Below are 12,942 nucleotides of genomic sequence, written 5' to 3' on the forward strand. Positions count from 1 at the left end.
TTACCTTCAGTTTCTATAATATAACCTAATAAATATTAATATAATTTATGTATAGTAGATATTAACCTTATAAAATAAGGGGGGAATATTATGACTGAGACAAATGAATCTTCAGGAGTCAATTTGAAAAAAGATATGAAGTTTTCTATTATAATTCCTGCACACAATGAAGAAAAGTACATTAGAAAATGTTTAGATTCAATTGCAAAGGCATCAGAGGCATATAAAGAGCAAACGGAAGTTATAGTTGTTTTAAATCGTTGTACAGATAAAACAGAGGAAATAGCAAAATCTTATAATTGTATTACATTGAAAAATAACGATAAAAACTTATCTAAAATTCGAAATGCAGGGGCTAAAATAGCCAGTGGAGAAATAATCGTTACTATAGACGCTGATACGATAATGACAGAGTCTATGTTGTCTAATGTAGATAAATATTTAGCTTCAGGTAAATACATTGGTGGTGGGGTGAATGGGAAGTTTGAAAGAATATCTTTAGGAATATTTCTCTCCGCAATGTTAATCATAATCCCTTTACTTTTTAAGTACGGAGCTATATCTGTAGGGATTTTTTGGTGCTATAGAAAAGACTTTATGGCAATCAATGGATTTAATGAAAACATGCTTATGGCAGAAGATGCAGATTTCGCAAAACGTTTAAAAGAGTGGGGAAAGAAAAATAATAAGAAATTCGGTACTATTAAAAATGGAATGATAACTTCATGCAGAAGATTTGATACATATGGAGACTGGACTTTACTTAAAAATCCAAAAGTAATTTTAGCTTATCTAAAAGGAAATGATAGAAAATACGCAGATAAGACATATTATGATAACCAAGAAAGATAAAAGTGGAGAAAAGCGGCAGATGATAGCTAGTACTTTTTTTAGATATGATGAGAATCCAACTTAATTTAATAGATATTATAAGAAAACCATCAATTTGATTCTCCTTTTTCAAATTGATGGTTTTTATTTTTGAAATAAATATGTATTTTTTATAAAAATATTTTTTGACCCCCATAAAACTATGTATTCCTCCGAATATGTATAGTGAAGAAAATAAATAGAAGAAAAATGACTATGAAAGAATATAGAAGTATTAATAAAATTACTAGATTAAGTGGGCATCCAAAGTAAAAGGATGAAATTACCAATGATATAGAGGAGAGTTATTCAAGAATTGCAGATAAAATAGAAAAAGAATAAGCAAAACGAACGGTAGAAAATAAGAAAGTAGATAAAAATACAAACTTAACTTTAGTGCTGAGAGAAAAGGAAAATCATTAAGAAAACGTTGGGAAAAGTTAGACTCGAAAAATATAATTAACAGCAAGAAAACAAGACCGAAGAAAAGTACCAAGAAAATCTGGTTAAATGGTCACTTGTGCAGTGGCCATTTTGCTATTTGAAGGAGGCTGGGAGATTACAAGTGTTGAGTTTAGTAATGAAGATCTTAAGAAAACCGAAAATAGAAGATATCGTATGTAACATACAAAACAACGAAGAAGATAAAGAAGCGTTTATCGTACAGTATCAGCCTTTTATTAGAAAATCAATTTCATCTGTCTGCCGCCGATATATTACAGAACAGGATGATGAATATAGCATTGGATTGTTTGCGTTTAACGAAGCAATTGAACAGTATTCATATACAAAAGGAAAATCCTTTTTAGCGTTTGCTGATCTTCTTATAAAAAGAGATGTAATTGACTATATACGTAAGGAGTCTAAACATAACTTTGTCTTTTTAAAAGAAGATGAGCAAGAGGAAATGTTAGAAATGCAAGTGTCGCTTACGGAGTATATGAAAGAGATGGAAAATAGTAACCGTAAGGAGGAAATTCTTCATTTTCAAAGTGTGCTAGCTGAGTTTAAAATCACATTCTCAGAGCTTGCTAAAGAATCTCCTAAGCATCGTGATACACGTGAGCACTTAATAGAAATTGTGAAAATTATTATAAAAGAAGAGGAAATGATGGAAGAGCTGTTCCGAAAGAAAAAGTTACCGCTTAAACATATTGAACCACGTGTTAGGGTAAGTCGCAAAACATTGGAGCGTCATAGAAAATATATCATTGCAATGTGTATTATCTTTGCAAACAACTATACATACATTCTTGATTATATAAAGGGAGGGAAGCATGATGAATAAAGGAATTGTGATGGATATAAAAAAGCATAGCGTAGTTGTTTTAACACCAAATGGAGAGTTTATTACGTGTAAAAGAAAAGGGGATTCTTGCATAATCGGGGAAGAAATCTCATTTGATGAGCAAGAACAAAAAGCATCGTATTTTTCAATCCCTTCCTTTTTAAAGCCTGCATCAATACTTGTTGCTTGTTTTCTATTTGCAGTGCTGTTTTTCTACAACCAACCAGAAGAAAAAGTATTTGCTTACGTCTCAGTTGATATAAATCCAAGTTTAGAGGTGAGCGTAACAAAGGATTTTCGTGTTATAGATTTGCAGGCTTGTAATGATGATGGAAGGCGTATTTTAAAAGAATTGAAGCAATGGGAAAATAAACAATTGCAAGAAGTAATACGTACTATTATAAAGCAAAGTCAAGAGGATAAGTATTTAACGAATGATAAGCAAGTTATGCTAACAGCTGTTGCAAAGGACAAGGCACTAGAACCACTTTTGGAAAAGGCAATGAAAGAATTAAAGAAAGAATATGAGCTAAAACATATTACAGTTGAATATCAAAGTAGCACAATGCAAGTACGAGAGAATGCTAGAAAAGCTGGAATTGGCACAGGTGTCTATATAAAGCAAGAGAATGAGAAGAACAAATCGCTTACGCCTCCTGCCACGCCGTCTAATCCGGTGGAAAACGAAGAAGAGGTGCAATCGCAACCGGAGTCATCTCCTGATGCAACAATGGATTTGTCTCCCGTACAAGAAAAAAAGTATGAGAAGCAAGAGCATAAAGAACAAAAGAAAACAGAGGAACAGCCATCGAAGCAAATAAAAGAAAACAATGGAAGAGGATCTCAGCAAGAAAATAGAAGGAATCAACAGGAGAATAACAGTAGAGAAGCTCAACAAGGAAATAATGGGAATGAGCAAGGAAACAACGGAAGAGGACCTCAACAAGGAAATAATGGGAATGAGCAAGGATACAACGGAAGAGGACCTCAACAAGGAAATAATGGGAATGAGCAAGGAAACAACGGAAGAGGTCCTCAACAAGGGAATAATGGGAATGAGCAAGGAAACAACGGAAGAGGTCCTCAACAAGGGAATAATGGGAATGGGCAAGGAAACAACGGAAGAGGACCTCAACAAGGGAATAATGGGAATGAGCAAGGAAACAACGGAAGAGGACCTCAACAAGGAAATAATGGGAATGAGCAAGGGTACAACGGAAGAGGACCTCAACAAGGAAATAATGAGAATGAGCAAGGGAACAATGGAAGGGGATCTCAACAAGAGAATAGGGGCCACCAACAAGGCAATGAAAAAAAGAATCAATAGAATTTGGAAGTGAGAGATTCAATTTAAAGCTAAAAGGATTTATCTCGCTATTGTGGGCAGTAAAACTCCCATCTCAAAATTCAGCTAAGGCAAAGAAGTTAGATGGGAGTTGGGCTGCTTATAAATGTTAGATTGGTGAGGCTAATTAAAGTTTCACTTTATTATTCTATAGTTCTATTAAGAAGGAGTATGTGAAAAATATAATGGAGAAAAACATTCAACAAGAGAAAGATAAAGAAAAACCTGTTTTTTATGATCCGAAAGGAAGGAGAAACATAGCCTTTATTTGGTTTCTATGTATCTCAATAGTTAGTGTAGGTGTTGTATTTTATTTTTTCTTTCAAAGTATTTTTTCAACACCAGAAATTCCAAACATGAATCCTACTGTAAAACAAGATACGAAACTTGTACCAATTAATCAAAAACTTAGTGAAGAGCAGTTAAAGAAGGGAGAATTCAAGCCAAATACCGAAATGAAGGATAATAAAAATTTGGTGAATTCGACAAACGATAGTAAACAACGTAAAGAAGTGTATGGTTTTTATGTAAACTGGGATGAAAATAGTACAGCGTCTTTAAAAGAAAATATCAATTCATTAACCACGTTAGTACCAGAATGGTATCATTTAAAAGAAGATTTAACGATTAGAAGTGAGATAAAACCTGAGATTGTAAAACTAGCAAAAAAAAATCATGTGAAAATTATGCCGTTACTTACTAACTATACAGAAAAAGCTTCTGGCCCTGATAGTGATCTTATCCATAAGTTACTGAATTCGCCGAATGATGTGAAGACGAAATTTATTAATGATTTAGTAAGCGAAGTTAAAAAGAGTCAGTTTTCAGGTATTAATATTGACTTTGAGGCCGTACCTGAAAGTGATAGAGAAAACTTAACAAATTTTATGAAAGAACTTACTACGGTCTTTCATAAACATGATTTGCTCGTTACACAAGATGTTCCAGCTAATGATAAGGCTTTTGATTATGGTGCATTAGCAAAAATAATAGATCGTATGATTGTAATGATGTACGATGAGCACTATGGAGCGGGGGAACCAGGACCAATTGCTTCAAATAAGTGGTTCCAACATACATTGAATGAACTGAATATTCCGTCTAATAAACTTATAGTTGCTTTCGGTAACTACGGATATGATTGGGAAATAAATAGTAAAAAACCTGCGAAGTCTTTAACTTTTTCAGAAGTTATGACAATGGCGAATGATTCCAATATGAAAATTCAATGGGATAACATGAGTGGAAATCCTTATTTTAGATATAAAACAGGAGAGAAAGAACATACTGCTTGGTTCTTAGACAGTGTTACTCTCTATAATCAAGTGAAAATCGCAATGGACAACAATGCAAAGGGGTTTGCGTTATGGAGATTAGGAGCAGAAGATCCTACAATATGGAAAGTTTTAAAAAATCCGATTGAGGCACAAAAAAATCCTGATGTATTACATAAAATCACTAGTTTAGATGAAGTGAATTATTCTGGACAAGGTGAAATTTTACAGATTGAGAATGAAAAGCAAAATGGATTGAGAGATTTTAAAGTAGGCAAAGATGGTTATCTTACAGATGAAGTATATCAATCTTTACCATCTGCATACGAAGTGCAACGATATGGAAAACCGAAAGGGAAACAAGTAGTATTAACATTTGATGATGGACCAGACCCGAAATATACGCCAGAAATTTTAGATATATTAAAAGAGAATAAAATAAAAGCTGCTTTTTTTGTCCTTGGTGAAAACGCACAACTAAATCCTAGTATTGTAAAAAGAATATACGATGAAGGGCATGAAATTGGCAATCATACTTTCAAGCATCCTAACGTAGCTGATACGTCTTTACTACGAACAAAAGTAGAACTTAATACGACGCAACGTCTGATCCAGGAAATAACTGGGCATTCTACAGTTTTGTTTAGGCCACCATACGAAGCGGATGCTAACCCGGATTCCTCAAATGAAATAATGCCTATTTTACGGGCACAAAATATGAACTATACAATGGTAGCAGAAAAAGTGGATCCTGAGGACTGGGCAACACCATCAACTAATGAATTAGTAAAGCGTGCTCTTAATCCCGTTTATAAGGGAGAAGGAAATATTATTCTTCTCCATGATGCGGGAGGGAATCGTACCCATACGGTAGAGGCGTTGCCGATCATTATTAAAGAGCTTAAAAAGCATGGATATAGTTTTGTAACAATTTCAGATTTAATGAATAAAGAACGAGATGAAATTATGCCCCCAGTTTCTTCTGAGGGTGAGCAATATTTACTTTACAATAAAGCTGTCTTTTCAGGGGCGGGATACTTTAAACATATATTAACAACTATTTTTTATATTGCTATTGGATTAGGGATTTTTCGATTCTTATTCTTAATTTATTTTGCATGGAAGCAAAAAAGAAAAACGTTATCTCGCTCTATTAATTCGTCCTACCAACCTTTTGTTAGTGTTGTCATAGCAGCATATAATGAAGAAAAGGTGATAGCTAAGACAATTCGCTCAATTTTGGATAGTAAGTATGGAGAATTTGAAGTTATTGTTGTGGATGACGGATCGACAGATGGTACGTCAAAAGTAATGCAAGAAACATTTTATAAACACCCTAAAGTTCGTTTCATTCAGAAAGAAAACGGCGGGAAATCATCGGCAATGAACCTAGGGTTTCAACAATCTCGAGGAGAGATTATTGTCACATTAGATGCGGATACTATTATTGCGCAAGACGCTATTTCTCTCATGATTAGACACTTTGAAAATCAGAATGTAGCAGCAGTTTCAGGTAATGTCAAAGTGGGAAATAGACGAAACTTGTTAACTACTTGGCAACATGTTGAGTATATTACCGGGTTTAATTTAGAACGTAGAGCTTTTGATGAGTTAAATTGTATTACAGTAGTTCCAGGAGCTATTGGAGCATGGCGTAAAAAAAATGTAGTTGAATCTGGATATTTAAGTGAGGATACGTTAGCAGAAGATACGGATCTTACTATTACATTTTTACGTCAAGGATATAAAATTGTATATGAAGAAAAGGCCTATGCTTTTACGGAATCACCTGAAGATGTGAAAAGTCTAATTAAACAGCGATATCGTTGGTCATATGGTACACTCCAATGTCTTTGGAAACATCGAAAAGCAGTGTTTCATACAAAACATAAAACGTTAGGATTTATTGCATTGCCTAACATGTGGTTATTCCAATATGTTCTGCAATTCATTGCTCCTTTTGCAGATATTTTAATGATTATGGGGCTGTTTGGTAGCAATCCGCTAAAAGTGTTAGGGTTTTATCTTATATTCTTTTTATTAGACCTTTTTGCATCTCTGTTTGCATTTAAATTAGAGAAAGAGGACCCTAAACCGTTAGTGTGGTTAATTTTACAACGCTTTATTTATCGTCAATTTATGACTTATGTTGTCATTAAATCTATATTCTCATCTATTCGAGGCGTAGCGGTAGGATGGAATAAACTAAAGAGAATGGGGAGTGTTAAACATTCCACGGAACATAAGGAGGCATCATAAGAGAGCAGACTATCTGCTCTTTTTTTCATTGATTTTAGTTAGTTGAATGTAGAGTTGTAGCATAAAAACTGGTGTTTCTATAACGAGATTCCTATTCATCATTAATAGTGAGACATTATGTTAAGCTAATCTTTTAGTTTCGGATTAAAGTTTTTTTATATTTTTTTAAAATGACGGACACAAAAACGCATATACCTTCGAATTATATATATGGATAACATAAATATGCATATAAAAGGGGAGAAATAAGATGAAAGAAAAAAAAGAAATGTTTCAAGAAATCGCTGAGGTGTTAAAGGTATTGGCGCATCCAGTTCGTCTATCTTTAGTAAAAATAATGCTTGCAAAAGGTCCTACTAATGTAACAACAATGTATGGGGATTTGGAAATGCCTCAAAGTACAATTAGTCAACATTTATCTAAACTAAAAGCTGCTAAAATGGTTACAGGTACTCGGAAAGGATTAGAAATTTATTATGAGGTAACTGACAATCGCACAAAATCAATATTAGCATGTTTAGTTTAAATGCTGATTTCTAGACGTCAAAATTAAGAAAAGGATAGGAAAGCAATTCTATGGAGAGAATTTTTAAGGTTTTTACACAAGTGAAGATCTGAAGTAAAGTTCCTTAATAAATAAAATAATTGTTTGAAAATATGGTATAAAACGGGATTTTTATACCATATTTTTTAATATCTGTAATAAAAGGAAGAATGTTTTGGTTTCAATTTATACGCTATCTTTATAAATTTTGATTACCTTAAACGTTTGACAAACTAGCAATAGGTCTGGAGTCAAAGTAAGTCCACACAGGCTTAATTCCTAAGTGGAAAGATCAACATGCTCAATATGCAAAAAAATATAACTTAAATCCTCTGCATCCTAGATTTTGCAAAATTACTTGTTACCTTATTTATTAAAAAAATCAATTAAGGAACTATTTAGTGAAAATAAATTGTTCAGTTAAAGGTGCATTTTATAGAATGTAAGAAAAGGTCTCAATTTCAGTAGACACGTGGATTCGCATACTGATAGAATAAGCGAAAATATAATAAAGGTGGAATGGATTTGAGAAAAAGGTTAGGATGCTTACATGCCCATTATTCAAATATAGAATATATAGAAAAGGCACTTACCTCATTTAACATTGAATTAATCCATTTTGTTGACCCGGCATTAATGTATCAGGTTACATCCAATGAAAAATTTCAAGAATCAGATGCTCAATTTAAAGTTAAAGAGCAAATAGAATGGATTGCTCAATGTAATGTTGATGCTATCCTTATTACTTGTACAAATTATATTGCAATTTTACATGAAGACCAAGACTTAATATCAGTGCCAATTATTAAAATTGATGTACCTTTCTTTGATTACATATGCAATATACAGCAACCTCAGACAATTGTTTTTACAAATCCTGCAACTGTTGAAGGCACAGTAGAACGTCTTAAACATCATGCTAATAGCCTTCAAAAATCTTTAGATTTAGAGGTTGTTGTCATAAATAGTGTTTTTGAATTGATAATGAAAGGATTAAAAAAAGAATACAACCAAGAAGTTACAAAGTTCTTAAATCAAATCATTAAAGATGAAAAGAAATTTATCTCTGTTGCTCAATTATCTATGGTTGATGCATCTAAGCAAGTTGAGTATAAAACATCTAAGACTATTATTACTCCATTGAATACATTGGTATCTTACATTGTTAATAAATTAAAATTAGAGAAGAAAAATTAGTGGTAGAAGACAGAGGATTTGGAATTATATATGGCTTTCTATCAATTTTCCTTGGGTTAGGTACTGTTATCCTACATAATGTTTGGACACTTAATTGGCAGGGACTCATTACACTTATTGCATGGCTCGCACTATTAAAAGGGATTTATGTAATTGCATATCCTGAACCATCCAAGAAAACCGATTTCGAAGTAAGGGTACTATCTACTCGTATAGTGCTTGCTATCCTTTGTGCTTTATCTTTATGGATGCTTATCATACTTTATATGAAATAGAGAAAAATATTTTTGATTATGAGAGTATGTAGGTGGGAGTTTTTTGTAGTACATCAGAGCGGAATTTTATAGTTAACTGTAAGTTTAATATTTTTCCCTTGTGGACATGTTTTTATAAATAGTGAGATGGGCAAAACGAAAAGAATCCTAAATAAATAGGATTCTTTTCGTTTTATAAAAGTGAATTTATATTGTATCACTAATACGGTTGATAATCGTTTTTCAGGAATATTCCCAGTTATCTATCTTGGTATACTCAATGTCGGCAATGTGACCATCTGGTCGAATCAAAATAGTATCTATATTTTTTAACTCAGAATCTTGTATTTCTCCTACAACTACCTTTATGTGCGAATCAATATTCATTTTATTTATCTTATCTATATAAGAAGGGTGTATTAATAAAATAAAGTTACCATCTTTCATTAATTCAAAGAGTTTATAACTTTTCTTATTTAGAGAAGAAATAGTGAGATTTGTACATCTTTTTCCTATCAATGGATGTCTTTCTGTATCGTGCATCGATGAATACATTACCCCTAACCCACTTACTCTTTCAGATAAATCGTGATTTATCTCGGGATATGTAAGTAAGTGCGAAAATAAATCCCTTAATTCCATTCCTGCGTTTGAAAAGTTTATCATTAATTGTTCTTGCGCTTGTACTTCCTTGAAAAATTGTTTTCCCACAGCATGTCTTTCAATATGATAACTTTCTAATAGACTTTCATATTTTTTTTGTTTTATTGCGAGCCCTAATTTCCAGCCTATATTAAAAGCATCTTGTAGGCCTACATTCAAACCTTGTCCTCCAGCAGGGAAATGAATATGTGCTGCATCCCCTGCTAAGAATACACGCTTATGTTGATAAGTATTTGCTAGTTTGGTTGCATTGCCAAAACGAGAAAGCCATATTGTGCTCTTAATTTGAAGATGTTCACCTGTAATACTATAAATACTATCTATAAACTCTTTTTCTGTAACAGCAACATGAACGGGTATTGTCTGATTCTTAGGATCAACAATTGCAAAACGAAATACATCAGGTGTAATAGGTACCATCATTAATATCCCATTTATATTAGAAGTAGATAAAAATGGAGTATCTGGTATATTTTCTAAAATAACATCACCTAATATAGCAGTAGTTGTTGTGTTTGTTCCATTAAACGGTATATTTGATAATTCACGAACTTTACTTCTTGCTCCGTCAGCTCCTATTACATATGGAACTTCTATTTTATATATTGTTTCTCTTTGTTCTATTTCTAGTTGTACGAATGTTTCATATTGTTTTAAGTCTTTCAGAGTATGCCCACGTTTAATGACTACACCTAATTCTAATGCACGTTCTTCTAATATTTCTTCTGTAATAGATTGGGGAATAAAAAGTGTATACGGAAAATCAGTATTTAAATTTTTAAAGTTTAATCTTGTATCTAAGGCAGCAAAATGACTTGTATTTAATTTCTTGCCTCTAGCTAAAAATCGATCTGCAATACCTCTCATAGCCATCAATTCTAAGGAGCGGGGGTGTAGTGTGAGTGCTCTAGAATTTCGTACCCGGTCTAATCTTCTCTCTAAAACAACAACTTTTACGCCTTGAATAGCTAATTCACATGCTGCCATAAGCCCAACTGGACCACCACCAACTACCGCTACATCATAATAATTGTCCATATCATGCCCTCCATTTATTTAATTGTTTAAGAGCTAATGTGAAAAATTGTAAATAGATTTATAAATGCTATCTATTGTACATATATAATTATACTTCATTTTAGTTTCCTTGGAAACTAAAATGAAGTTCCTAGGAGAAGTCTACATAGTTGTAGTTAAAGCTATATAGCGTGTCTGCAGCAGTAGCCATTGGGTAGCATTGATATGTAATGGCGTTTGCATTAAAGGCTGTAGCTTCTTATGCTTGTGCTATTTTTACTAAAAATGCTACTGCTATAGTTCCATGTGGGAGTTGTAAAGGTCTTTCCGCTATTCGTAGTTTTAATGAGGTAGTAGTGGTTTTAACTCGACTTCAAATAATTCGCTTTCCATTTCATTAAGTGCATACATTGATACAGGATGTGGAGAGGTATTAGATAAGATTTGTGATGAAAGAAGTTCTCCTGATGATGAGTAAAATGTAACAAACACTTGTGAAAATGGAGGGACCATAATGATTACACGGTCAGTTTTTTGTAACGTATTAACCAACTCCAAAATAATATAGTTTTATAAAAAATAATAGATAAATATAAAGATATTATTATGGGTACTTTTCTGATAGTGAATTAAGAAAATTAATAAACTCTTTATTTTATTGTAAATAATTTAAGAGCACACAAATATGCGCGCTCTTAGAGTAGAAAGGTAGTTTTCTATGAGTAGGGAGTCCCCATATAATAAAATATGCTTGTACAATTCAAATGTGAGAAGTTTTTTATAAAAATGCTATTTGGTAAGTCTATGTGAAAAATCAGCTTGTACAGGAATTCTTTGCAAAGTATTTTGTGTGCAGTCATGATTATTAAAGTTGATGAGAACTGTTATTCGACTAATAAAACCACATCTCAAATTGTTGACTATATGTCTAACAACTAGGATGCGGTTCAATTAATAAAAAATGTCCGAGTAAAATATAAGGTGAAAAGTATAGGATACTTTTGTTATAAAGATATAGATGAATGTTATTGTTTTTTACTTCTGAAAGATTTGGGGTTCTAAATTACGAGTTGTTGGAGTCCCTCTAATATAAAATTTCAGTAGAAATATTGAACTACTAATATGAATGTAGAATATTTAATAAAGACGGTAATGTTTTTTTAGTCATGTAATCTTTTCATTTGATGATCTTTCCCCCATTCACATAATTCATCCATAATTTGCATTAAAGATTTTCCGTATTCACTTAGTGTGTACTCAACCTTTGGTGGAACTTCTTGATATGCAGTACGATGGATAATACCATCAGCTTCAAGTTGCCGAAGTTGTTGTGTAAGAACTTTTTGCGTAATGTTTGGAATTTCTCGTCGGATTTCATTTGTTCGCATTTTTCCATCTATTAAGACACATAAAATATGAACTTTCCATTTTCCACCGATTACATCGAGTGTAGTTGCAATTGGGCAGTCATCATTTTGATTCATATAACACCTCCACAGGTACTTTAAGGTTCCTATAGCACTTTAAAGTACGTACTTTTCAATTATATGTGACTCATTCATACTAATACGTAAAGGGTTGAATAATTTATAAAGGGGATGAAAAAAGATGAAAACACTTGTAATTGTAGCACATCCTGATATTGAAAAATCAAAAATTAATAAAAGATGGATTGAAGAACTTGAGAAATATTCGGATGAAATTACGGTGCATGAATTGTATAAAGTGGCACCGAATTGGGAGTTTAATATTGAAGAAGAGCAAAAGTTATTAGTAGCACATGACAGATATATATTTCAATTTCCGCTTTACTGGTACAGCTCACCACCATTATTAAAAAAATGGTTCGATGATGTATTAACATATGGATTTGCGTACGGATCTAAAGGAGATAAAGTGAAGGGGAAAGAATTTGGTGTAGCTATTTCTATAGGTGGATTAGAAAAAGACTATGAAAATAGTGGAATTACAATGGATGAGTTGACGAAACCATTCCAAGCTACATGCTTATACACAGGTATGGAATTTATACCTTCCTTTTATTTATATGGTGCAGAATATAAACTAAGTGATGAAGAGATTGATAAAAGTGCACCTGAGTATGTGCAATATGTGATGAACAAGAAGTATTCTAATATATAATGGGAAATAGCCATTTACTTGTAAAGTAAATGGCTATTTTATATTCTTCTTATATTCACTAAGTGTAATCTTTAGTAAATTAATAGTTA

Annotated in this window: 9 protein-coding genes and 1 pseudogene; 8 read left to right on the top strand and 2 right to left on the bottom strand. The window is 32.6% G+C overall.

All coding sequences use genetic code 11. The annotated features are described in order from the left end of the window. Positions 1-90: 90 nt before the first annotated feature. From F3I02_RS26185 to F3I02_RS26215, 7 genes and pseudogenes are all read left to right on the top strand, one after another. The gene (locus F3I02_RS26185; protein WP_196478568.1) at positions 91-852 is read left to right on the top strand and encodes a glycosyltransferase family 2 protein; all 762 of its coding nucleotides are present in this window, start codon (positions 91-93) and stop codon (positions 850-852) included. Positions 853-1,435: 583 nt separating this feature from the next. Beyond that, the gene (gene sigI, locus F3I02_RS26190; RefSeq protein WP_002181307.1) at positions 1,436-2,158 is read left to right on the top strand and encodes an RNA polymerase sigma factor SigI; all 723 of its coding nucleotides are present in this window, start codon (positions 1,436-1,438) and stop codon (positions 2,156-2,158) included. Beyond that, positions 2,148-3,485: an anti-sigma factor domain-containing protein gene (locus F3I02_RS26195; RefSeq protein ID WP_196478569.1), complete on the top strand. Its 1,338-nt coding sequence runs from the start codon at positions 2,148-2,150 to the stop codon at positions 3,483-3,485. Before sigI ends, F3I02_RS26195 begins: the two co-directional genes overlap by 11 nt. A gap of 203 nt (positions 3,486-3,688) precedes the next feature. Continuing rightward, on the top strand, positions 3,689-7,036 hold the full coding sequence (locus F3I02_RS26200) for a trifunctional glycoside hydrolase family 18/polysaccharide deacetylase/glycosyltransferase family 2 protein (protein WP_196478600.1): 3,348 nt from the start codon (positions 3,689-3,691) through the stop codon (positions 7,034-7,036). Positions 7,037-7,286: 250 nt separating this feature from the next. Further along, a complete protein-coding gene (locus F3I02_RS26205) occupies positions 7,287-7,562 on the top strand; it encodes an ArsR/SmtB family transcription factor (RefSeq protein WP_000660065.1) in 276 nt (91 codons plus the stop codon). Between the two features lie 537 nt (positions 7,563-8,099). Then, positions 8,100-8,777, top strand: coding sequence for a hypothetical protein (locus F3I02_RS26210; protein WP_003302066.1), 678 nt, complete (start codon positions 8,100-8,102; stop codon positions 8,775-8,777). Next, a pseudogene (locus F3I02_RS26215) lies at positions 8,768-9,052 on the top strand (hypothetical protein); the annotation flags it as partial. The gene F3I02_RS26210 and the pseudogene F3I02_RS26215, both read left to right, overlap by 10 nt. A gap of 222 nt (positions 9,053-9,274) precedes the next feature. On the opposite strand, the gene F3I02_RS26220 reads toward F3I02_RS26215, so the two are convergent. Next, positions 9,275-10,732, bottom strand: coding sequence for an FAD-dependent oxidoreductase (locus F3I02_RS26220; protein WP_000371166.1), 1,458 nt, complete (start codon positions 10,730-10,732; stop codon positions 9,275-9,277). A gap of 1,139 nt (positions 10,733-11,871) precedes the next feature. Continuing rightward, positions 11,872-12,195, bottom strand: a complete 324-nt coding sequence (locus F3I02_RS26225; protein WP_001072961.1) for a winged helix-turn-helix transcriptional regulator — start codon at positions 12,193-12,195, stop codon at positions 11,872-11,874. 124 nt (positions 12,196-12,319) lie between these two features. Between F3I02_RS26225 and F3I02_RS26230 the strand changes: the two genes are divergently transcribed. Next, the gene (locus F3I02_RS26230; protein ID WP_196478570.1) at positions 12,320-12,853 is read left to right on the top strand and encodes an NAD(P)H-dependent oxidoreductase; all 534 of its coding nucleotides are present in this window, start codon (positions 12,320-12,322) and stop codon (positions 12,851-12,853) included. Positions 12,854-12,942: the final 89 nt, after the last annotated feature.

It is taken from the genome of Bacillus sp. SRB3LM (genome assembly GCF_015712745.1).
GTDB classification, from domain to species: domain Bacteria; phylum Bacillota; class Bacilli; order Bacillales; family Bacillaceae_G; genus Bacillus_A; species Bacillus_A thuringiensis_K.

Coding starts and splice junctions, on each gene's coding strand:
- F3I02_RS26200 (WP_196478600.1), top strand. CDS start 3,689: ATGGAGAAAAACATTCAACAAGAGAAAGATAAAGAAAAACCTGTTTTT.
- F3I02_RS26225 (WP_001072961.1), bottom strand. CDS start 12,195: ATGAATCAAAATGATGACTGCCCAATTGCAACTACACTCGATGTAATC.
- F3I02_RS26185 (WP_196478568.1), top strand. CDS start 91: ATGACTGAGACAAATGAATCTTCAGGAGTCAATTTGAAAAAAGATATG.
- F3I02_RS26220 (WP_000371166.1), bottom strand. CDS start 10,732: ATGGACAATTATTATGATGTAGCGGTAGTTGGTGGTGGTCCAGTTGGG.
- F3I02_RS26210 (WP_003302066.1), top strand. CDS start 8,100: ATGGATTTGAGAAAAAGGTTAGGATGCTTACATGCCCATTATTCAAAT.
- F3I02_RS26195 (WP_196478569.1), top strand. CDS start 2,148: ATGATGAATAAAGGAATTGTGATGGATATAAAAAAGCATAGCGTAGTT.
- F3I02_RS26230 (WP_196478570.1), top strand. CDS start 12,320: ATGAAAACACTTGTAATTGTAGCACATCCTGATATTGAAAAATCAAAA.
- F3I02_RS26205 (WP_000660065.1), top strand. CDS start 7,287: ATGAAAGAAAAAAAAGAAATGTTTCAAGAAATCGCTGAGGTGTTAAAG.